Source organism: Pseudomonas migulae (genome assembly GCF_043225285.1).
Taxonomy (GTDB): Bacteria; Pseudomonadota; Gammaproteobacteria; order Pseudomonadales; family Pseudomonadaceae; genus Aquipseudomonas; species Aquipseudomonas migulae_C.
Genome location: NZ_CP171224.1, coordinates 4590417 through 4612562, shown reverse-complemented (window position 1 = coordinate 4612562; position 22146 = coordinate 4590417). Strand labels below are relative to the sequence as shown.

Sequence of the window (22146 nt, the reverse complement as noted above, 5' to 3'; positions counted from 1 at the left end):
TTGTGGGAGCGGGCCTGATCAGACGCCAGAGATCTTTAATGCAGACGCTTGCGGCACATCAACTGCGCCATCTTCGCGGTGTCCGGGCGCTCGACGATGCCTTTTTCGGTGACGATCGCATCGATCAGGTCCGCCGGGGTCACATCGAACACCGGGTTGAACGCATCCACGTCGGCCCCGACCCGCTTGCCGCCGACTTCCAGCAACTCGCGGCCATCCCGCTCTTCAATCGGAATGTCATCGCCACTGGCCAGGTTCATGTCGATGGTCGAACTCGGCGCGACCACCATGAAGCGCACGCCGTGGTGCATGGCGTTGACCGCCAGCTGATAGGTGCCGATCTTGTTCGCCACGTCGCCATTGGCGGTGATCCGGTCGGCGCCGACGATGACCCAGGTGATGCCTTTGGTCTTCATGATGTGGGCCGCGGCGGAGTCGGCGTTGAGGGTCACGGGAATGCCCTCGTTGGCCAGCTCCCACGCTGTCAGCCGTGAACCTTGCAGCCATGGGCGGGTTTCGTCGGCGTAGACGCGCTCGACCATGCCTTCAATGAACGCCCCCCGAATCACGCCCAGTGCGGTGCCGAAGCCGCCAGTGGCCAGCGCGCCGGTGTTGCAGTGAGTCAGAATGGCCTGCGCGTTGCCCTGATGCTTGCGGATCAGGTCTACACCCAGTTGCGCCATGGTCAGGTTGGCCTCGCGATCACTTTCGTGAATGGCGATGGCCTCGGCTTCCAGCGCTGCCAAAGGATCGGCGTCACCCTTGATGCGATCAAGGCGGTCACGCATGCGACTCAAGGCCCAGAACAGATTCACCGCCGTCGGACGGGAATCGGCCAGCAACGCGTAATCCTCTTCCCATGAGGCCTGCCAGTCACCGCCCTCGACAATCCGGGCCCGGGCCGACAGAACCATGGCATACGCAGCGCTGATGCCGATCGCCGGCGCACCACGCACCACCATCGAGCGAATGGCCTCGGCCACGCCAGCAGCGCTGGTGTAGGCAATCCAGGTTTCCTCGAACGGCAAGACTCGCTGATCCAGCAGGTACAGGACGCCATCACGCCAATCGATGGCCTTCACCTTCTCCGCAGCCAACAGTCGATCGCGCATCCTACACCCCGTACTCAGTCACAAAAGCCGCCGATTATAGCGATCCCCCCGCGAAGACGCTCGGGTATACTTCGCCATCCTTTATAAAAGCACTGGAACCGATCCTCGATGCCGAACACTGCCGCTGCGCTCGACCTGTTATTGCTGCCAACCTGGCTGGTACCCGTCGAACCTGCTGGCGTCGTCCTCAAGGAGCACGGCCTGGGCATCCGCGACGGGCGCATCGTGTTTATCGGCCCGCGTGCCGCTGCACTGAAGCTCGAAGCGACCGAAGTCCGCGAATTGCCGGACATGCTGCTCAGCCCAGGCCTGATCAATGCCCACGGGCATGCGGCGATGACACTGTTCCGCGGCCTGGCCGACGATCTGCCGCTGATGACCTGGCTGGAAAACCACATCTGGCCGGCCGAAGCCAAATGGGTCGATGAAGCCTTTGTACGCGACGGGACCGACCTTGCCATCGCCGAACAGATAAAAGGTGGCATCACCTGCTTCTCTGACATGTATTTCTTCCCGAAGGTTGCCAGCGAACGCGTGCATAACAGCGGCATTCGCGCGCAGATCGCGATTCCGATCCTCGACTTTCCCATCCCGGGCGCCAGCACCGCGGACGATGCCATTCGTCAGGGCGTCGAACTGTTCAACGATCTCAAGCACCACGAGCGCATCAAAGTCAGCTTCGGCCCCCACGCGCCCTACACCGTGGGCGACGAAAACCTCGAGAAAATCCGGGTGATCGCCGAAGAACTGGACGCCTCGATCCACATGCACGTCCATGAAACCGCCTTCGAAGTGCAACAGGCCGTCGAACAGCGCGGCGAGCGCCCGCTGGCACGACTTGCACGCCTGGGCTTGCTGGGGCCGCGCTTCCAGGCGGTGCACATGACTCAGATCAGCGATGAAGACCTGGTGATGCTGGTAGAAAGCAACACCACTGTGATTCATTGCCCGGAGTCGAACCTGAAACTGGCCAGTGGTTTTTGCCCGGTCGAGCGTTTGTGGCAGGCTGGTGTCAACGTCGCCGTCGGCACCGATGGCGCAGCCAGCAACAATGACCTCGACCTGCTGGGCGAAACCCGCACCGCCGCCCTGCTGGCCAAAGCCGTTGCGGGTTCGGCCACGGCGCTGGACGCCCATCGTGCGCTGCGCATGGCCACCCTGAACGGCGCAAGGGCGCTGGGCATCGAGGCCGAGGTCGGCTCGCTGGAAATCGGCAAGGCTGCGGACATCGTGGCTTTCGACCTCTCGGGCCTGGCGCAGCAACCGGTCTATGACCCGGTTTCGCAGCTTATATATGCCACCGGCCGGGATTGCGTGAAACACCTCTGGGTCGGCGGCAAGCAACTGCTCGACGATCGCCGCCTGACCCGTCTGGATGAAGCACAGCTCTGCGCCACCGCCAAGGCCTGGGGCCAGCGCATCAGCGGCCACACCGAATCGTAAGCACCCCGGACTCACCGTCGGGGGCAACAGGATTTTTCAAGTTTTAGAGGATGAACCATGAGTAACGTCGACTACGCCGAAATCGCCAAATTCGAAGCCCTGGCCCATCGCTGGTGGGACCGCGAAAGCGAGTTCAAACCGCTTCACGACATCAACCCGCTGCGGGTCAACTGGATTGACGAGCGGGTCAATCTCGCCGGCAAGAAGGTCCTCGACATCGGTTGCGGCGGCGGCATTCTCAGCGAAGCCATGGCTCAGCGCGGCGCGACCGTCATGGGCATCGACATGGGCGAAGCGCCGCTGGCCGTCGCCCAACTGCACCAGCTGGAATCCGGCGTGAACGTCGAATACCGGCAGATCACCGCCGAAGCCCTGGCCGAAGAAATGCCGGAGCAGTTCGACGTGGTCACCTGCCTGGAAATGCTGGAGCACGTGCCGGACCCGTCGTCGGTCATCCGCGCCTGCTTCAAAATGGTCAAGCCGGGCGGCCAGGTGTTCCTGTCCACCATCAACCGCAACCCGAAGGCGTACCTGTTCGCCATCGTCGGCGCCGAATACATCATGAAGCTGCTGCCGCGCGGCACCCACGATTTCAAGAAATTCATCCGCCCTTCCGAACTCGGTGCCTGGAGCCGCATGGCCGGCCTGACCGTCAAGGACATCATCGGCCTGACGTACAACCCGCTGACCAAGCACTACAAACTGACCTCCGATGTGGACGTCAACTACATGATCCAGACCCTGCGCGAGGAGTAAGCCGATGCGTATCAGAGCAGTCCTTTTCGACATGGACGGCACGCTGCTCGACACCGCGCCGGACTTCATTGCGATCTGTCAGGCGATGCGTGCCGACCGCGGCTTGCCGCCGATGAATGACAAGCACATTCGCGACGAGATTTCCGGTGGTGCCAAGGCGATGGTCGCCGTGACCTTCTCCATGGACCCGGAATCGCCGGGTTTCGAGGAATTGCGCCTGGAGTTCCTGGAGCGCTACCTCGCCGGTTGCGCCGTGCACAGCAAGCTGTTCGACGGCATGGGCGAACTGCTGGCCGACATCGAGAAAGCCAACCTGATCTGGGGCGTGGTCACCAACAAGCCACTGCGGTTTGCCGAGCCGATCATGCAACAACTGGGACTGGCCGAGCGTTCGGCACTGTTGATCTGCCCGGATCACGTGAAGAACAGCAAGCCGGACCCGGAGCCGTTGATCCTGGCGTGCAAGATGCTCGACCTCGATCCGGCCAGTGTGTTGTTCGTCGGTGATGACCTGCGCGATATCGAGTCTGGCCGTGATGCCGGCACCAAGACGGCCGCGGTGACCTATGGCTACATTCATCCGGACGACAACCCGCGGCATTGGGGCGCGGATGTGGTGGTCGATCATCCGCTGGAGTTGCGCAAGGTGCTCGACAGCGCGCTTTGCAGCTGCTGAATCGCATCTGCAAAAACACGGCTGCCCGCCCTGCAAATGTGGGAGCGAGCCTGCTCGCGAAGAGGCAATGTCAGCCAACTCTGATGTTGCCTGATACACCGCCATCGCGAGCAGGCTCGCTCCCACAGGGATAGCGCGCGACCTGACTATTTTTTGTTGAGGTTTCTTTATGTTTGATTATTCCGCCCGCCCCGAATTGCTCAAGGACCGGGTCATCCTGGTCACCGGCGCCGGCCGCGGCATCGGTGCCGCCGCGGCGAAAACCTACGCAGCCCACGGCGCCACCGTGCTGTTGCTGGGCAAGACCGAGGCCAATCTGACTCAGGTCTATGACGAGATCGAGGCCGCCGGCCATCCACAACCGGCCGTGATCCCGTTCAACCTGGAAACCGCCCTGCCCCATCAATACGATGAACTGGCGGCCATGATCGAAACCGAATTCGGCCACCTCGACGGCTTGCTGCACAACGCGTCGATCATTGGCCCGCGCACGCCGATCGAGCAGTTGTCCGGCGAAAACTTCATGCGCGTCATGCAAGTCAACGTCAACGCGATGTTCATGCTCACCAGCACGCTACTGCCACTGCTCAAGCTGTCGCAGGACGCATCGGTGGTGTTCACGTCCAGCAGCGTCGGGCGCAAGGGCCGCGCGTATTGGGGCGCTTACGGCGTATCGAAATTCGCCACCGAAGGCCTGATGCAAACCCTGGCGGACGAAGTCGATACTGTCGCCCCGGTGCGCTCCAACAGCATCAACCCTGGCGCCACCCGCACCAGCATGCGCGCTCAGGCCTACCCCGGTGAAAACCCGCTGAACAACCCGACGCCCGAGGAGATCATGCCGGTCTACCTCTACCTGATGGGACCCGACAGCACCGGTATCAACGGCCAGGCTTTCAACGCCCAGTAGTGCCGTGCGTCGCATTTGTGCCGTGGCGAATTTCCGTCACGGCACTCAAATTGCGTCGTAACTGAGCTTAATTTCAGTCAAACAACTGTCATGAAATAAACCCGAAACAATCAGAAGCTGAATCAATTTATTGATTTATAACGGTTTTAATACAAATGAACCGAATGGCACGACTTTCGCTCTAATTTTGCTCAGACACGCCGCGTGAAAGCAGGCGGGCCGACGCTCCAGTCGATAGGTTACTAATCTTCTGCAAAGCAGATTAGACTTGCTCCAAATGTCCTACGGGACTGATGGATCAGTATGACGCGCAGCCCAAAGCCGCTCTCACCCAGCCTGTAAGACAGCCTTACTGCTTAGGGGCGCACGCCATATGAAATCACCTCCCCAGACCAACGCAATTGACTTCGACAGCGCCAAATTGCAACGCCTGGGCTTTGGTCAGCAGCCCCCGCTTCTGAAGAGGCCGGTCAGCCTCGCGCAAGTGCGCCAGCAACTGAGCCAGCAACTGCAAACCAGTCTTGAGCCACAGCGCATTCTCGGGATCTTCTTCCGCGAAGTTCAACAACTCGTGCCCCTCGACGCCTTGAGCTATCAGCACAAGGCCAGCGACTTGCGCCTGGAGTTCGGCCTGCGCGGCCACCACTCCGTCAGTTACACCCTCAGCCATGAAGGCGAGCACCTGGGCGAACTGGTCTTCCGCCGTAACCAGCGTTTCAGCGAACAGGAATTGGGCAACCTTGAATCGCTGCTGTCCGCCCTGCTGTACCCGGTGCGCAACGCCCTGCTCTACCGCACCGCTACCCAAAGCGCCTTGCGCGATCCGCTCACGGATACCGGCAATCGCATTGCCATGGATCAGACCCTGCAGCGGGAAATCGAGATGTCGCGTCGGCATCTGCAACCCCTGTCGCTGCTGATGCTCGACATCGACCATTTCAAGAACATCAACGACACCCACGGCCACAGCGCTGGCGATGATGTGCTCAAGGCCGTTGCAGCCTCGATCAAAAGCCAGTTGCGCAATGTCGACATGGTGTTCCGCTTCGGCGGCGAAGAGTTCCTGATCCTGCTTTCCAACACCGGGCGCGACGCGGCGGCCATGGTCGGTGAACGCTTGCGGTTTGCGGCCCAGGCCAAGGACTTTCTGGCCGATGGCAAGCTGATCGAACTGACCGTCAGCCTCGGCTGCTCGACCCTGCTGCCCGGCGAGTCCGCCGAGAGCCTGTTGCGCCGGGCCGACAGCGCCCTCTACGTGGCCAAGCGCGAGGGGCGCAATCGCCTGGCGATGGCGGGCTGATGTTCGTCAGCGCGGGCTCGCAACCGTAGCGGCCCGCATTGACACGCGTCAGCGCACCGCGCCGCGCAATTCCCCGACAAGCCCCTGCAACGTGGCTGGCTCTGCCGCCTCGACCGCCACCGCAGGCCCTGCCACCAGGGTCACCCGCGACCACAACCGGCGAAATAGGCCTTTGTTCGGATCGCGACTGAAGAAGCTCCCCCACAACCCCTGCAATGCCAACGGAATTACCGGCACTGGCGTTTCTTCGAGAATCCGCGTCAGCCCGCCCTTGAACTCGTCGATCTCACCGTCGGCCGTCAATTTACCCTCGGGGAAGATGCACACCAGCTCTCCGTCCTTCAGGTACTGGGCGATGCGCGTGAAGGCCTTTTCGTAAATCTGGATATCTTCCTGCCGTCCCGCGATCGGAATGGTCCCGGCGGTGCGGAAGATAAAATTCAGCACTGGCAGGTTGTAGATCTTGTAGTACATCACGAAGCGAATCGGCCGACGCACCGCGCCACCAATCAGCAAGGCGTCGACGAAGGAAACGTGGTTGCACACCAGCAGCGCCGCGCCTTCATCCGGAATCGCTTCGAGGTTGCGATGCTCGACGCGGTACATGGAATGGCTGAGCAGCCAGATCATGAAGCGCATGCTGAACTCGGGGACAATCTTGAAGATGTAGGCGTTGACGCCGATGTTCAGCAGCGACACCACCAGGAACAGGTGCGGGATCGACAGCTTGGCCAGGCTCAGCAACACGATCGAGACAATCGCCGAGACCACCATGAACAGCGCGTTGAGAATGTTGTTGGCGGCAATCACCCGCGCCCGCTCGTTCTCCGGGGTGCGCGACTGGATCAGCGCGTACAGCGGCACAATGTAGAAACCACCGAAAACACCCAGGCCGAGAATGTCGAGCAACACCAGCCAGGTGTGACCGAAACCGAGGATCTCGATCCAGCCATGGCCGGCAACGCTGTCGGGAATTCCGCCTGAATGCCACCACAGCAGCAAACCGAACACCGTCAGACCGAAGGAGCCGAACGGCACCAGGCCGATCTCGACTTTGCGCCCGGAGAGTTTTTCGCAGAGCAGTGAACCGAGGGCGATGCCAACGGAAAATACCGTCAGAATCAGCGTCACCACGGTTTCGTCGCCGTGCATCCATTCCTTGGCATACGCCGGAATCTGCGTCAGGTAAATCGCCCCGACAAACCAGAACCATGAGTTGCCGACAATCGAGCGCGACACCGCCGGGGTTTGTCCCAGGCCCAGTTTCAGGGTGGCCCAGGATTGGCTGAAGATGTTCCAGTTCAGGCGCATTTCCGGCGACGAAGCCGCCGCCCGTGGGATGCTGCGGCTGGCCAGGTAACCGAGCACCGCAATGCCGATGATCGCCGTGGAGACGATGGGCGCGTAATGCGCGGACGACATCATGACCCCGGCGCCAATGGTCCCCGCAAGGATCGCCAGGAAAGTGCCCATTTCCACCAGGCCGTTGCCGCCCACCAGCTCCTCTTCATGCAAGGCCTGGGGCAGGATCGAATACTTCACCGGCCCGAACAGCGCCGAGTGCGTGCCCATGGCGAACAGCGCCACCAGCATCAGCGACAGATGATCGAACACGAAGCCGATCGCGCCGACCGCCATGATCGCGATTTCACCGAGCTTGATCAGACGGATCAGCGCGTCCTTGGCGAATTTTTCGCCAAACTGCCCGGCCAGCGCGGAAAACAGAAAGAACGGCAGGATAAACAGCAGCGCACACAGATTGACCCAGATCGAACGATCACCCTCGATGGTCAACTTGTACAAAATGGCGAGGATCAACGACTGCTTGAAGACGTTGTCGTTGAACGCCCCGAGGGACTGGGTCACGAAAAACGGCAGGAAGCGCCGGGTTCGAAGCAGGTTGAACTGTGAGGGGTGACTCATCTTCCGTGTGCCCTGATGTTGTTGGAGAGTGGCGTGGATACGGTTATTGGAATGCCGCAGCGTCGATCCAGGCCACACCTTACCCGTTTATTTGTTTAAACCGGCAATGCACGGCGAGACAAACAACTCCCCCCGCCATGCGCCCCGCACTGTGCGATTGGCGACGATCAGCCACATCACCGTCAGCAACGCCACCAGCACACAGCCAAAGGCACTGAAAAACGTCAGGTTCAGGGTGATGGCCAGTTTCAACGTGGCCAGAGAATAGACGCCCAGCGGAAAGGTGAAACCCCACCAGCCCAGATTGAAGGGAATGCCGGCGCGCAGGTAACGGCCGGTGATCAGCAACGCGATCAGCATCCACCACAGGCCAAAGCCCCACAACGTGATCCCGGCCACCAGCCCCAGCCCGGCAGCAATCTCGCCGATGCCCGGCAACCCGTTGGCGGCGAAGATCGCCGGTGCGTCACCGCCCAGCAGCAACATGCCCAGCGCGCCCGTGCCGATCGGGCCGAGCGCCAGCCAGCTCGACGCCGCCATGTTCTCGTGAGGCAGTTTGTGCAGCGCCATGCGCAGCAGCAGGATCGTCAGGATGCTGAACGCCACCGGCAGGGAAAACGCCCACAGCACGTAGCTGGTGACCAGCACCACCAGCTGAGAATGCGCCTCGGCCAGGTGCGGCGCGAGCAAGCCACCACTGGCGGCCGCCACTTCCGCCGCCACCACCGGCAACAGCCAGACCGCGGTCATCTGATCGATGCTGTGTTGCTGGCGGGTGAACATCATGTAGGGAATCAGCACACCGCAGGCCAGCGACATCGCCACGTCCAGCCACCACAGCACTTCAGCAACCTGAATCACACCCTCGCCCCAGCGCGGCAACCCGAACATCAGGAACCCGTTGATGATGGTCGCCAGGCCCATGGGTATCGTGCCGAAAAACATCGAGACCGTGGAATGACCGAAAATCCGCCGGGCCTCGTCGAAAAACAGCACCCAGCGGGCCGCGTACAACGCAGTGAATAAAACGAACAGGAAAATGTTGAACAGCCACAGCGCTTCGGCAACCGCGTGCAAACTGGCGCCTGCTACGGGCAATTGGGCCAGCGCCAGGGCCAGGACACCGGTGCCCATGGTCGCGGCGAACCAGTTCGGGGTGAACTGGCGGATCACTTCGCGCGGGTGCTGCAAATGAGAAAAAGGCTTGAGACCGCGTGTGGCGGCTTGGGGGCATGTCATGGCGAACTCCTGTCCTCTGATGAGGTGGAAGCCATGGTAGATCCGAATCGAATATCTATATAACGGGTAGTATCTCTAACTGTTATCTGTTTTACAGATAAGCAATCAGACGCTGCCTTCCGTTTCGATCACCAGAATTCTCGCGGCACCCAACGGATGAGCCACGTGCTCGGTGCCGACCGAGGCGTAAAAAATGTCGCCGGTCTCCAGCACGGCCTGCTTTTCCGCCCCCTCTTCGCGGTAGTGCATTCGCACCTGGCCGTCGAGTACGACGAACACTTCCTGGCCGTCGTTCACGTGCCATTTGTAGGGCTGGTCGGTCCAGTGCAGACGCGTGGTGATGCCATTCATGTTGGCGATGTCCAGCGCGCCCCAGGCACGGTCGGCGGTGAAGGATTTGCTGCGGATGATCTTCATGGGCAGTCCGTGGAAATGAATGGCAGCGCCAAGGCTAACCCAAACCGGCGAACAACTGCGCCAGCCAGTCGATAAAAACCCGGACCCGGTTACTCAGGTGCCGATTGGGCGGGTACAACACATGGAACGGATACCGCGGCGGCCGCCAGTCCTGAAGAATCGGCACCAGTTCGCCCCGCTCGATATGCGGCTGCACCGTATAGGTGAAGGTGTGGATGACGCCGAGCCCGGCCAGTCCGCAGGCCAGGTGCGCGTTGCTTTCATTGACGCTGAAGATCCCTTGGCCATGGATCTCGATCTTTTCACCATTGCGCTCAAACCGTGCCGGCATCACCCGTCCGCTGCGGGCGGAGTGGTAGCTGACCAGGCGATGGTTTTTTTCCAGGTCGCGGGGATCGACAGGCGTGCCGAATTGCGCGAGATAACCCGGCGTCGCGCAGGTGGTCCAGGATGACAACCCCAGTGGCCGCGCGGCCATGGACAACTCGGTCAACGGGCCGCCGCGAATCACGCAATCGACGTTCTCGCTGATCAAGTCCACCTGCCGGTCACTGACCCCCAGTTCGATCTGGATGTCCGGGTAACGGGTGTGGAAATCCGGCAGCGCGGGAATGATCAGGAGCGTCGCCACCGAGCCGCCGACATCGACCCGAATCTTGCCGCGCGGATGGCCCTGGGCACTGGCGAAACTGTTGTCCAGATCGTCCAGTTGCACCATCAGTTGCAGGGCGCGCTCGTAGTAGGCCATGCCGTCCGCCGTCACGGTGAGTCGGCGAGTGGTGCGCTGCAACAGCCTGGCACCGAGGTGTTCTTCCAGTTCGGCCACCAGTTTGCTGACCGAGGTTTTGGGCATGTTCAGCGAATCGGCGGCCCTGGTAAACGAACCGGCCTGCACGACGCGGGAGAAAACACGCATGGCCAACAGTTGATTCATGACAGGCATCTCAAGGGACGAGCCTTGAGTATTGTCCACAACCATGGACAAACAAACCCGATTCAGGCGATTTTTCTGACGAATCTTCCGGCATAGAGTTTGTTCAACGGCGCACATCGCCAAGAACTTCCCAAATGACTCAGCGGAGATTCACCTCATGAGCAACACACTCAAAGGCAAGGTTGCACTGATCACTGGCGGGACCACCGGCATCGGCCTGGCATCGGCTCAAGCCTTCGTCGAACAAGGCGCCACGGTGTTCATCACCGGCCGTCGCCAGGCTGAACTGGATGCCGCGGTCAGTAGCATCGGTCGCAACGTCACCGGGATTCAGGGCGACGTCGCGAACCTTGCCGACCTCGACCGCATCTTCGACGTGATCAAGACCAAGGCCGGTGCGCTGGACATCGTCTTCGCCAACGCCGGCGGCGGTGACATGCTGGCGCTCGGCGCGATTACCGAAGAACACTTCGACCGGATTTTCAGCGTCAACGTCAAAGGCCTGCTGTTCACCGTGCAGAAATCCCTGGCGCTGCTCAAGGACGGCGGCTCGGTGATCCTCACCGCCTCCACCACCGCCACCAAAGGCACGGAAAATTTCAGCGTGTACAGCGCCAGCAAGGCCGCGGTGCGCAACTTTGCCCGCTCGTGGTTGCTGGATTTGAAAGCTCGCCGGATTCGCGTCAACGTCATCAGCCCCGGCCCGATCCACACGCCGGGCCTGACCGAACTCGCGCCAGAAGACCAACAACAGGGCCTGCTGGATTACCTGGCCAGCCAGGTGCCGATCGGCCGTCTCGGCGAGCCATCGGAAGTGGGCAAAGCGGCGGTGTTCCTGGCGTCGGACGACAGCAGCTTCATCAACGGAATCGAGTTGTTCGTGGACGGTGGGTTTGCGCAGATCTGATCCCTGCACACAAAAAAAAGCGGCGCCTTGAATGGCGCCGCTTTTTTTATGGGCGACCGGTCGCGCTGCAGACTGGCGTCGGTCTTTGGCGCAGGAGCGCCAGCAATGCCCCCACCGCCAGGATGATCAGTATCGCGCCATAGCCATCGGTGGTTGCCACCAGGCCAAAGGTCCGTGTGAGGTTGCCCGCCAACAGCGACGGTAAGCAGAACGCCAGGTAACTCAGCACAAAAAACGCCGACATCATCCCGGCCCGCTCATGGGGTTGCGCCAGCGGCACCAGACTGCGCACCGCGCCCAGGAAACCGGCGCCGAATCCACAGCCGGCGACCAGTGTGCCGAGGAAAAACAGGGGCAGGCTGGCGGTGTGCACGCCGGACAAAAACAACAGGATTCCCGCCGGCAGCAGCGTACCGCCCAACAACAGCGCGGTAGCGGCGGGCCGATTGCGCAGGGTGAAAATCATCAGCGCGCCGGTGACCGTCAATGCCGCTACGGTCGAACCGCCCACCAGGTTCGACGTTGAACCGGTGGCGGTGCGCACCAGCGAAGGCGCGAGCGACGCGTAAAAACCACCGAGCGCCCAGGTCGCCGTATTGAGCGGCAGCACTCGCCACAAGGTCGCCCGGGCCTGCACCGGCACATGCAACGTCGGACGCAGCGAAGCCAGTGCCCCCGCTTGCGGGCTGACGCTTTCCGGAAGGCGCCAGACGAACAGCGCCTGCATCGCAAACAACGCGAGCAGCACCCAATACGTGAGCTGCAACGGCAGCGGCGCAAACTCGGCCAACAGCCCACAGCCCATGCCGCCGAGTGCCATGCCGAGCAGCGGCGCGACGCTATTGACCAGCGGCCCCTGCTGGCGATCGGTATCCAGCAGCGCAGCACTCAGCACGGCCGTGGCCATCCCGGTCGCGAATCCCTGAAGCGCCCGCGCACTGATCAGCCACGCCACACTGTCGGCGTTGATAAACAGCAACATGGCCAACATGTTCAGCAGCACGGCGGTGAAGATCACCGGTTTGCGTCCCAGGTAATCGGAGAGCGAGCCGACCGTCAGCAGCGCCACCAGCAGGCTGATGGCGTAGATGCCGAAAATCACGGTCAGGGTTGCCGCCGAGAAATGCAGCTGCTCCTGATACAAGTGATACAACGGCGTCGGCGCCGTGGAAGCGGCGAGAAAACTCAGTAAAGTGATCGCCAGAAACCACAGGGTTGAACGGTGGGACGCTGAATTCGACATGTGCACACTCCGCAAAAGCTAACTTTTTGCTTTTGCGGAGTGTGCTACTCGTCAGCGCTTAAAGCAAATTCTTTGTGTTAAGGTCCGCTCCATGGCTATTAAAGAAGGTTTACGCCCCGGCGGCCGCAGTGCCCGGGTGCAAGAGTCGATTCATTCGGCAGTCCGCGCGCTCCTGGAAGAACAGGAGCGTTCCACCGTGACCGTCCCGCAAATCGCCACGCGGGCAGGGGTTACGCCGTCGACTATCTATCGACGTTGGGGCGATCTTTCGGCGTTGCTGGCAGATGTCGCCTTGGCGCGCATGCAGCCCGACAGCGAGCCGGCCAACACCGGCAGTTTGCGCGGCGATGTGCAGGCGTGGGCGGAACAGTATCTCGATGAAATGAGCTCCGAACCGGGCCGCAACATGCTGCGCGATGTGCAGTCGAGCCCGACGCCAGGGCTGTGCGTGTCGCTGATTGGCGGGCAGTTGCAGGTGATTCTGGATCGTTATCCGGATGAGCCGAAGCCCGGCGTTGATCGGCTGATCAATCTGCTGGCGGCGCCCACGGTGTTTCGCATCCTGTTTTCGCCGGCACCGTTGGAGGTTGAGGAATTGCATCGGTTGATCGATGTTGCATTCAGTCAGTAAGGCCACCTTCGCCAGCAAGCCCGCTCCCACAGGTTTCGCAATCAATACAAAAACCTGTGGGAGCTGGCTTGCCAGCGATGGCATCCTCAAGAATGACCGAAGATTCAACTGACACTCCGCCTGCGACACCCCGCCGCGCCGCGACCTTGGGCCACGACCTTGGTCGACACTGACTAACGCAGACGGTCATGCGAGACTGTCTGTCCGGGCGGGAGTCCCGGGTGTCTTTTGTCTGGAGTTCCCATGTCGCTGTCCAGCGGGCTGATCGCCGCCGTCGCCCTGGCCTATATGGCCATCATGTTCGCCATCGCCTTCTATGGCGACCGTCGCAGCACACCGCTGCCACCGCGGGTGCGCGCCTGGGTGTACAGCCTGTCGCTGGCCGTCTATTGCACCAGCTGGACGTTCTTCGGTGCCGTCGGCCAGGCCGCCGAACAACTCTGGTCGTTCCTGCCGATCTACCTCGGGCCGATCCTGCTGCTGGTCTGCGCGCCGTGGGTCCTGCAAAAAATGGTGATGATCAGCAAACAGGAGAACATCACCTCCATCGCCGACTTCATCGCCGCCCGCTACGGCAAATCCCAATCGCTGGCGATTGTCGTGGCGTTGATCTGTCTGGTCGGCGTGTTGCCTTACATCGCGCTGCAACTCAAGGGCATCGTGCTCGGGGTAAACCTGCTGATCGGTGCGGGGGCCGACGCCATGGGCACCCGCGCGCAGGACACGGCGTTGATCGTGTCGCTGGTGCTGGCGTTGTTCACCATTGTGTTCGGTACCCGCAACCTCGACGCCACGGAACACCACCGCGGCATGGTGCTGGCGATTGCCTTCGAATCGCTGGTCAAGCTGTTCGCCTTCCTCGCGGTCGGCGCCTTCGTGACCTACGGCCTGTACGACGGTTTCGACGACCTGTTCGACCAGGCCATGCTCGCCCCGCGCCTTGAAGCGTACTGGAAGGAAACCATCAACTGGCCGTCGATGGTGGTGCAGACCGGCGTGGCGATGATGGCGATCATCTGCCTGCCCCGGCAGTTTCACGTCACCGTGGTGGAAAACATCGACCCGCAGGATTTGCGCCTGGCCAAATGGGTGTTTCCGGCGTACCTGGCGCTGGCCGCCCTGTTTGTCGTGCCGATCGCACTGGCCGGCCAAATGCTGCTGCCGAGTTCAGTGTTGCCGGATTCGTTTGTGATCAGCCTGCCGCTGGCCCAGGCCCATCCCGCGCTGGCGATGCTGGCGTTTATCGGCGGTGCTTCGGCGGCGACCGGCATGGTGATTGTCGCCAGCGTGGCGTTATCGACCATGGTGTCCAACGACATGCTGTTGCCATGGCTGCTGCGCCGCAACAACGCCGAGCGGCCGTTCGAAGTGTTCCGCCAGTGGATGCTCTCGGTGCGCCGCGTCAGCATCGTGGTGATTTTGCTGCTGGCCTACGTCAGTTATCGCCTGCTGGGGTCCACCGCGAGCCTGGCGACCATCGGCCAGATCGCCTTCGCCGCCGTGACCCAACTGGCCCCGGCCATGCTCGGCGCGCTGTATTGGAAACAGGCCAACCGTCGCGGGGTGTTCGCCGGCCTCGCCGCGGGGACCTTCCTGTGGTTCTACACACTGATCCTGCCGATCGCCGCGCACAGCCTCGGCGTGTCGCTGAACACTTTTCCCGGGCTGGCGTGGCTGCACAGCAACCCGCTGAACCTGCCGCTCACTCCGCTGACCCAAGGCGTGGTGCTGTCCCTCGCGGCCAACTTCACGTTATTCGCCTGGGTTTCGGTGTTGTCGCGCACGCGGGTCTCGGAACACTGGCAGGCCGGGCGTTTCATCGGCCAGGAAATCAGCGGCCGCCCCAGCGCCCGCTCGATGCTGGCGGTGCAAATCGAAGATTTGCTGCAATTGGCCGCACGGTTTGTCGGCGAAGAGCGCGCCCGTCAGAGCTTCATCCGCTTCGCCTACCGCCAGGGCAAGGGCTTCAACCCGAACCAGAACGCCGACAGCGAATGGATCGCCCACACCGAACGTTTGCTCGCCGGTGTCCTCGGCGCGTCTTCGACCCGCGCGGTGGTAAAAGCCGCCATCGAAGGTCGGGAAATGCAGCTCGAGGACGTCGTGCGCATCGCCGACGAAGCGTCGGAAGTGCTGCAATTCAACCGAGCCTTGTTGCAGGGAGCGATCGAAAACATCACCCAGGGTATCAGCGTGGTCGACCAGTCGCTGCGGCTGGTGGCGTGGAACCGGCGTTACCTGGAGCTGTTCAATTACCCGGACGGCTTGATCAGCGTTGGTCGACCGATTGCCGACATCATTCGCTACAACGCCGAGCGCGGCCTGTGTGGTCCCGGCGAAGCGGAAGTGCACGTCGCCCGCCGATTGCACTGGATGCGTCAGGGCCGCGCCCACACGTCTGAACGACTGTTCCCCAACGGCCGTGTGATCGAGCTGATCGGCAACCCGATGCCGGGCGGCGGGTTCGTCATGAGTTTTACCGACATCACCGCGTTCCGCGAAGCCGAGCAGGCGCTGACCGAAGCCAACGAGGGCCTGGAGCGGCGGGTGACCGAGCGCACCCACGAACTGTCGCAACTCAACGTGGCCCTGACTGAAGCCAAGGGCACCGCTGAGTCGGCCAACCAGTCCAAGACCCGCTTCCTTGCGGCGGTCAGTCACGACCTGATGCAACCGCTGAACGCCGCCCGACTGTTTTCCGCTGCCCTTTCCCATCAGGACGACGGCTTGTCCAGCGAAGCGCAGAAACTGGTGCATCACCTGGATTCGTCACTGCGCTCGGCCGAGGACCTGATCAGCGACTTGCTGGACATTTCCCGCCTGGAAAACGGCAAGATCAACCCGGATGCAAAGCCCTTCGTACTTAACGAACTGTTCGACATCCTCGGTGCAGAATTCAAGGCACTGGCCCGCGATCAAGGCATTGGCTTCAGGGTTCGCGGCAGCCGATTGCGGGTGAACAGCGACATCAAACTGTTGCGGCGGATCCTGCAGAACTTCCTGACCAATGCTTTCCGCTACGCCAAGGGGCCGGTGCTGCTGGGGGTTCGTCGGCACAAGGACGAACTGTGCCTGGAGGTCTGGGACCGTGGCCCGGGCATTCCGCAGGACAAGCTGAAAGTGATTTTCGAAGAGTTCAAACGCCTCGACAGTCACCAGACCCGCGCTGAAAAAGGCTTGGGTTTAGGCCTGGCGATCGCAGACGGGCTGTGTCGCGTGCTGGGCCACACCTTGCAAGTGCGTTCGTGGCCGGGGCGCGGCAGCGTGTTCAGCGTCAGTGTGCCGCTGGCCAAGGCGCAGATCGCGGTGCCCGCCAACGTCACCGAACTGAACGGCAAACTCTTGAGCGGCGCGCAGGTGCTGTGTATCGACAACGAAGACAGCATCCTGATCGGCATGAACAGCCTGCTGACCCGCTGGGGCTGCCAGGTGTGGACGGCGCGCAACCGTGATGAATGCGCGGCGTTGCTGAGTAGCGGCATGCGCCCGCAACTGGCGCTGGTGGATTACCACCTCGACGATGGCGAGACCGGGACTGAGTTGATGGCGTGGTTGCGAACCCGTCTGGGTGAGCCAGTGCCCGGTGTAGTGATCAGCGCCGACGGGCACCCGGAGACGGTGGCCCAGGTGCATGCGGCGGGATTGGATTACTTGGCCAAACCGGTGAAACCGGCGGCGTTGCGGGCGTTGTTGAGTCGGCATTTGCCGTTGTAGGTCGGCAGATTTTTAGGCGTGTGGTGTTTCAAATGACGCCATCGCCAGCAAGCTGGCTCCTACAGGAGCCGGCTTGCTGGCGATTTTTGAATTACTCGGGCAATTCAGCCAGACCATCCACATCCGTCATCGCCCGCTCCAACAGGTCCGCCGGCAAACTCTTGCTCGCCCGCGCACCGAGCAACTTGAGCTGCTCACTGCGGCTGACCAGATTGCCGCGGCCTTCTGTCAGCTTGTTTCGCGCCGAGCTGTAGGCCTTGTCCAGTTGCTGCAGGCGATTGCCGACTTCATCCAGGTCCTGGATAAACAGCACGAACTTGTCGTACAGCCACCCTGCCCGCTCGGCGATTTCCCGGGCGTTCTGGCTCTGGCGTTCCTGCTTCCACAAGCTGTCGATAACCCGCAGCGTCGCCAGCAACGTGGTCGGGCTGACGATCACGATGTTGCGGTCGAAGGCTTCCTGAAACAGCGTCGGCTCCGCCTGCAACGCGGCAGAAAACGCCGCTTCGATGGGTACGAACAGCAAGACGAAATCCAGGCTGTGCAAGCCGTCGAGACGTTTGTAATCCTTGCCGGCCAGGCCTTTGACGTGGGTGCGCAGCGATAGCACGTGCTGCTTGATGGCGATCTGGCCGATGGCATCGTCTTCCGCCGCCACGTATTGCTGATACGCCGTCAGGCTGACCTTGGAGTCGACCACCACCTGTTTGTCGCCCGGCAGATAAATGATCACGTCCGGCTGGAACCGCTCACCGTCCGGTCCCTTGAGGTTGACCTGGGTCTGGTACTCGCGGCCCTTCTCCAGCCCGGCGTGCTCCAGCACTCGCTCAAGAATCAGCTCGCCCCAGTTACCCTGGGTTTTCTGCCCTTTCAAGGCACGGGTCAGGTTGGTGGCTTCGTCGCTCAGGCGCAGGTTCAGCTGCTGCAGGCGCTCCAGCTCCTTGGCCAGCGAGAAGCGTTCACGCGCCTCGGCCTGATAACTTTCCTCGACGCGCTTTTCAAAGGACTGGATGCGTTCTTTCAACGGATCGAGCAATTGCCCCAGGCGCTGCTGACTGGTTTCGGCGAAGCGCTGCTCGCGCTCGTCGAAGATCTTGCCGGCCAGCTCGGCGAACTGCGCACGCAGCTCATCTCGCGAGCCTTGCAGGTCGTTGAGGCGTTGCTGATGGCTTTCCTGTTGCTCACGCAGCTCGGCGTTGAGCGAGGCGGCCTGCGCGTCCAGGCGACGCAACTCGGCCTCTTTGCCGGCGCGTTCGATGTTCCAGGCGTGAGCCGCGTCGCGGGCGTCGTCGCGCTCGATCTGCAGCAGTTCGACTTCACGGCGAAGCGCTGCGAGTTCGGCCTGTTTGGCGCCATTGGCCAGCCCCAGATCGGCAATTTCATCGCGACAGGCTTCGAGCTGGGCATTCAAGCCATCCTGGGCCAGATGGGCCATGGCCAGGCGCTCTTCCAGCAGCGCAACGTCCGACTGCGTCGCGCTCGCCCGTCGCTGAAGTTGCCAGGCCAGAGCCAACAATGGCAGTGCAGCACCTGCCAGACCGAGCAATATGCTGGTCAAGTCCATAGCCATCGCCTTTCCTGCCCATTCGATAAAACTTGAAGGTTAACCAAGGCGTCAGGTCTTGGACAGCTCAGTCTTCGATCAGACCCAGTTCCTGTTGCGCGCGTCGATCCCCTGCCCGCGCTGCCTGGCGCAGAAGGTCCTGGCCGATACGACGATCCCGGGCATTCCCGCATTCACGGCACATCAGCTGGCCGAGACGGCTTTGTGCAGCCACCACGCCTTCACGAGCCGGTTGCTTGAGCAAACGTCCGGCAAAGTGTTTGACGTTGGTGTTTTCACCCAGGCGCGGGCTGTCGAGCAGCCACTCGGCCACGCGCATCGAAAAGCGCTTGGGCGGGGTAACAGAGGAAGCTGTAGGGGTTACGGAAACTGATACTGAGCGAAACTTCATATAGCACTGTGGGGCAGATCGGAAGGCGCGCAACTCTACTCTTTTTTTCTTACAGGTAAAGCCTAAAAATCCCGGCACGCCCGTCCTAGAGCAAGCGCTCGGGACAATCCACAGAAGCTGTGGATAACTCAGTGGACAACCGCCCTTGAACTCTCGCAAAGCCGTGTGGAATGGGGCTCGCAGTCAAACTGACGATTTTTTCACCAGTAAAAAAAAGCGATGTTTTTCATTGACTTAAATTTTGGATACAGGCACCCACTGTGCTTGAAGGTCAGATGACAACGGGGTGACAGCGTGCGCAACTTATGTGCACAAGTACCTTCAAGGCAGTTATATCGATGCGCTTTTACGGCGCATTTTGTTACCCATCCTGGGGATAACCCCCTGCAAACCCTTGGTACAGGCTTGCTCTGGTCCGATGAACGATACCCACCGACCGTCGGATATTGGGCGATTACAGGGCGAAACTCACGCTCAAGGGCGGTGGCGAATGGCTTCACGGAGCCGTACAGCAGATGTTTTTGGCTAACACACTTCCCTTCTGCAATTCAATCCGTTAGTATCCGCGGCGTTAGTACCAAGCTGAAAGTCAATTCTGGTCGAACAAATCCCCCCGGTCTGCCTTCCCACAGGAAGCTTCCACCGAACAAGCGGGATCGACCACCTCGATGGTTTCCAGGTAAACCTTGCGTCAACACTGCCTTTGAATCGAAAGCAAAGGGTGTTGCGAAGCTCACTTACTCTGACCGAACCAGCCTGCAAATTGATCAGGATCTTCACCCCGGGCCCAGAACCTTTGCCCTTGATGTGTTGCCTGCCCTCCTAAGTACCTACCTGCCAGCCCAAGCGCGCCAATTTAATCAGCGCTTCAAACTGGCTGCTTTGTTCCAGTCGGGTTCTTCGTTCGACCAATGGTGGTCGTCGTCACTGGAACGTTTTAATTTTGCACGGTTCTTATCCGTGTCGCTTGTAGGAACACCTTTAATGACTACTCAAATCCACGCTCAGGATGCCATTCGCACCCTAACCAACGCTTTTGCACCAATGAATTGCCTGATCATGGCCGCTCGCAAAGGCTGCTTCAGCTTCACCCTGGTCAACGAACACGGCATCGCTCGTCACAGCGAACGCCTGTACCCCGATCAATACTCCAGCGCAGAACCGCTGCAGGCCGTGATCGAGCGTACCCGTCAGGCACTGGTTGCCTGATACGCCAGAAAGCTGAAAACCTCAAAAGCCTCGCTTGAATAGCGGGGCTTTTTATTGCCTGCCTTTTGGTTGTTGATTGGGCTTTGTGGTGAGTACATATCCGTTGCTGCGGTAACGGCGGCTATTGGTTTCGCCCTTACGGCGAGTCACTTTCGAAAAGCCTGCGCGGCCCGGCGGAAAGTAACCAAAGCGCTCTTGCCCCTTTCGTTCGGTGCCTCGCTAATGCTCGGCATGCCCTCGCTCCGGTCCTGCTCCGTGGGCCCGCCGCCATCGGCCATCCATGGCCGGGGGCGGCTAACCCGGCATCCATGCCGGGTTGCCCACTGCGCAGAACCTCCACTCGGCCTCTCGAGGGGGCGTGCACCGCAAGATCAAAAGCAAGGCGAGCTAACGCTCGACCTGATGAGTGGTGAAAAGCAAAAGCGCACGCGATTCCTTGTAGGAGCCAGCTTGCTGGCGAAAAACGCCCAGACACCGCGTTCATCCAGACAGCCCTCGTCATCGTTGAAGTCCATCGCCAGCAAGCTGGCTCCTACAATTTTGAATCGTGGAACCCAATCCCCGTGTAGGAGCCGGCTTGCTGGCGATTGCATTTGTTCAAGCGATTAATGTGTCGACTGACCCACCGCTATCGCCAGCAAGCCGGCTCCTACAGGGGATTGGTGTACATATCCGGAATGGGATAAACGCGGACAAATGAAGAGCCAGGTCGGCTACTAGGCCGCCTCGGCGGCTGTGGCGGTGGTCGCCCCCTCGAGAGGCCGAGTGGAGGTTCTGCGCAGTGGGCAACCCGGCATGGATGCCGGGTTAGCCGCCCCCGGCCATGGATGGCCGATGGCGGCGGGCCCACGGAGCAGGACCGGAGCGAGGGAATGCCGAGCCTAGGCGAGGCACCGAACGAAAGGGGCAGGAGCGTTTGGTCACTTTGCGCTTTTCAAAGTGACTCGCCGTAAGGGCGAAACCGTAAGCCGCCATTACCTAAATTACGGATATGTACCCAACAAAAACCCCAAAAAACGCAGACCTTCTATTACCCGATATTTCACTTTCCACGCCCAGCGCCTAAGCACTAACCGATATAACGGTTATAACTCGCAGCCACAAATATTTTAAAAACAGGCCTTTACAGCGCGAATATGACACTACACTTCAACTCAAGCGGCTTGATCCGCTTCCGGCGAGCCTGAGTCGATTCACCCGCTGCCAACGCTACCTTCAGGCCTCGCCGACCACTTCCTGTTCCGAGGGTGTTATGGGTATCGCTGCCAGCGAACTGTGCCGTTATGTGATCCGTCCGACATTGATTTACCTCGGGCGCCACAGCGCAACCGCCGAGTCCCTGCTGCTGGGTATCGCCGCCAGTCAATCCGCCCTTGGTTCAGCCCTGCACGACCGCCGTGGCCATGGCTTGTACCGCATCGCCGAACCCCGCCACCAGGCACTCTGGGACCACTATCTGGCGCTGGATCCCGAACGCGCCAGCCTGGTCCGCGGCCTGGCCAGCCAGCATGCTTTCCTCAGCGGCCCGCACCTCGAATTGACCGTCAACCTGCGTTACGCCACCGCCATCGCCTGGCTGCTGGTCGAAGAACAGAACACCCCGCTCCCCGAAGCAGACGACCTGCTGGGAATGGCCCGCATCTGGCGCCAGACCTTCCAGCCCCAAGGACGCCTGAGAGACTTCACCTACGCCTGGCAAACCTGTGTTTCACCGTTGAATCAGGTCGCCTGCTGATCCGCCCTTTTGAAAGATCGCGCAACACGTCGCGAATTTGGT

At 61.0% G+C, this 22146-nt stretch carries 18 protein-coding genes; 10 read left to right on the top strand and 8 right to left on the bottom strand.

Features of this window, described 5'->3' with window-relative positions; translation table 11 throughout:
* Positions 1 to 35: 35 nt before the first annotated feature.
* Positions 36 to 1112 (bottom strand): S-methyl-5-thioribose-1-phosphate isomerase, encoded by a 1077-nt coding sequence (gene mtnA, locus ACF6ZU_RS21165; protein ID WP_392886663.1) that lies wholly within the window; start codon positions 1110 to 1112, stop codon positions 36 to 38.
* Positions 1113 to 1220: 108 nt separating this feature from the next.
* On the opposite strand from mtnA, the gene ACF6ZU_RS21160 reads away from it, so the two are divergent.
* From ACF6ZU_RS21160 to ACF6ZU_RS21140, 5 genes are all read left to right on the top strand, one after another.
* Positions 1221 to 2555 (top strand): TRZ/ATZ family hydrolase, encoded by a 1335-nt coding sequence (locus ACF6ZU_RS21160; RefSeq protein ID WP_392886661.1) that lies wholly within the window; start codon positions 1221 to 1223, stop codon positions 2553 to 2555.
* 57 nt (positions 2556 to 2612) lie between these two features.
* Complete coding sequence (gene ubiG / locus ACF6ZU_RS21155; protein WP_392886659.1) at positions 2613 to 3311, top strand: bifunctional 2-polyprenyl-6-hydroxyphenol methylase/3-demethylubiquinol 3-O-methyltransferase UbiG; 699 nt, start codon at positions 2613 to 2615, stop codon at positions 3309 to 3311.
* A gap of 4 nt (positions 3312 to 3315) precedes the next feature.
* A complete protein-coding gene (gene mupP, locus ACF6ZU_RS21150) occupies positions 3316 to 3987 on the top strand; it encodes an N-acetylmuramic acid 6-phosphate phosphatase MupP (RefSeq protein WP_056744070.1) in 672 nt (223 codons plus the stop codon).
* 169 nt (positions 3988 to 4156) lie between these two features.
* Positions 4157 to 4897, top strand: a complete 741-nt coding sequence (locus ACF6ZU_RS21145) for a YciK family oxidoreductase (protein ID WP_008031809.1) — start codon at positions 4157 to 4159, stop codon at positions 4895 to 4897.
* A 373-nt stretch (positions 4898 to 5270) separates the two neighbouring features.
* Complete coding sequence (locus ACF6ZU_RS21140) at positions 5271 to 6197, top strand: GGDEF domain-containing protein (protein WP_392886656.1); 927 nt, start codon at positions 5271 to 5273, stop codon at positions 6195 to 6197.
* A gap of 48 nt (positions 6198 to 6245) precedes the next feature.
* On the opposite strand, the gene ACF6ZU_RS21135 is transcribed toward ACF6ZU_RS21140, so the two are convergent.
* From ACF6ZU_RS21135 to ACF6ZU_RS21120, 4 genes are all read right to left on the bottom strand, one after another.
* Positions 6246 to 8120 (bottom strand): MFS transporter, encoded by a 1875-nt coding sequence (locus tag ACF6ZU_RS21135; protein WP_392886654.1) that lies wholly within the window; start codon positions 8118 to 8120, stop codon positions 6246 to 6248.
* Positions 8121 to 8207: 87 nt separating this feature from the next.
* Entirely contained in the window at positions 8208 to 9359 is a 1152-nt protein-coding gene (locus tag ACF6ZU_RS21130; protein ID WP_392886652.1) for a TDT family transporter, read from the bottom strand.
* A gap of 105 nt (positions 9360 to 9464) precedes the next feature.
* Positions 9465 to 9776 carry a cupin domain-containing protein gene (locus ACF6ZU_RS21125; RefSeq protein ID WP_392886649.1) on the bottom strand — a complete coding sequence of 104 codons (312 nt, stop codon included), beginning with the start codon at positions 9774 to 9776 and terminating at the stop codon, positions 9465 to 9467.
* Positions 9777 to 9810: 34 nt separating this feature from the next.
* Entirely contained in the window at positions 9811 to 10710 is a 900-nt protein-coding gene (locus tag ACF6ZU_RS21120) for a LysR family transcriptional regulator (protein ID WP_392886648.1), read from the bottom strand.
* A gap of 157 nt (positions 10711 to 10867) precedes the next feature.
* Between ACF6ZU_RS21120 and ACF6ZU_RS21115 the strand changes: the two genes are divergently transcribed.
* On the top strand, positions 10868 to 11617 hold the full coding sequence (locus ACF6ZU_RS21115; protein WP_392886646.1) for an SDR family NAD(P)-dependent oxidoreductase: 750 nt from the start codon (positions 10868 to 10870) through the stop codon (positions 11615 to 11617).
* A 46-nt stretch (positions 11618 to 11663) separates the two neighbouring features.
* Here the strand turns inward: ACF6ZU_RS21115 and ACF6ZU_RS21110 are convergent, their stop codons facing one another.
* Positions 11664 to 12860, bottom strand: a complete 1197-nt coding sequence (locus tag ACF6ZU_RS21110; protein ID WP_392886643.1) for an MFS transporter — start codon at positions 12858 to 12860, stop codon at positions 11664 to 11666.
* Positions 12861 to 12951: 91 nt separating this feature from the next.
* Between ACF6ZU_RS21110 and ACF6ZU_RS21105 the strand changes: the two genes are divergently transcribed.
* Both ACF6ZU_RS21105 and ACF6ZU_RS21100 read left to right on the top strand, forming a co-directional pair.
* Positions 12952 to 13491 carry a TetR/AcrR family transcriptional regulator gene (locus tag ACF6ZU_RS21105; RefSeq protein WP_392886641.1) on the top strand — a complete coding sequence of 180 codons (540 nt, stop codon included), beginning with the start codon at positions 12952 to 12954 and terminating at the stop codon, positions 13489 to 13491.
* 243 nt (positions 13492 to 13734) lie between these two features.
* Entirely contained in the window at positions 13735 to 17205 is a 3471-nt protein-coding gene (locus ACF6ZU_RS21100) for a NahK/ErcS family hybrid sensor histidine kinase/response regulator (protein ID WP_392886639.1), read from the top strand.
* Positions 17206 to 17296: 91 nt separating this feature from the next.
* On the opposite strand, the gene rmuC is transcribed toward ACF6ZU_RS21100, so the two are convergent.
* Together rmuC and ACF6ZU_RS21090 are read right to left on the bottom strand one after the other, a co-directional pair.
* Positions 17297 to 18661, bottom strand: a complete 1365-nt coding sequence (gene rmuC / locus ACF6ZU_RS21095; protein WP_392893858.1) for a DNA recombination protein RmuC — start codon at positions 18659 to 18661, stop codon at positions 17297 to 17299.
* A 175-nt stretch (positions 18662 to 18836) separates the two neighbouring features.
* The gene (locus ACF6ZU_RS21090) at positions 18837 to 19160 is read right to left on the bottom strand and encodes a sel1 repeat family protein (RefSeq protein WP_392886637.1); all 324 of its coding nucleotides are present in this window, start codon (positions 19158 to 19160) and stop codon (positions 18837 to 18839) included.
* Between the two features lie 984 nt (positions 19161 to 20144).
* On the opposite strand from ACF6ZU_RS21090, the gene ACF6ZU_RS21085 reads away from it, so the two are divergent.
* Together ACF6ZU_RS21085 and ACF6ZU_RS21080 are read left to right on the top strand one after the other, a co-directional pair.
* A complete protein-coding gene (locus ACF6ZU_RS21085; protein WP_130908481.1) occupies positions 20145 to 20369 on the top strand; it encodes a hypothetical protein in 225 nt (74 codons plus the stop codon).
* Positions 20370 to 21621: 1252 nt separating this feature from the next.
* The gene (locus ACF6ZU_RS21080) at positions 21622 to 22104 is read left to right on the top strand and encodes a hypothetical protein (protein WP_008033583.1); all 483 of its coding nucleotides are present in this window, start codon (positions 21622 to 21624) and stop codon (positions 22102 to 22104) included.
* Positions 22105 to 22146 lie beyond the last annotated feature (42 nt).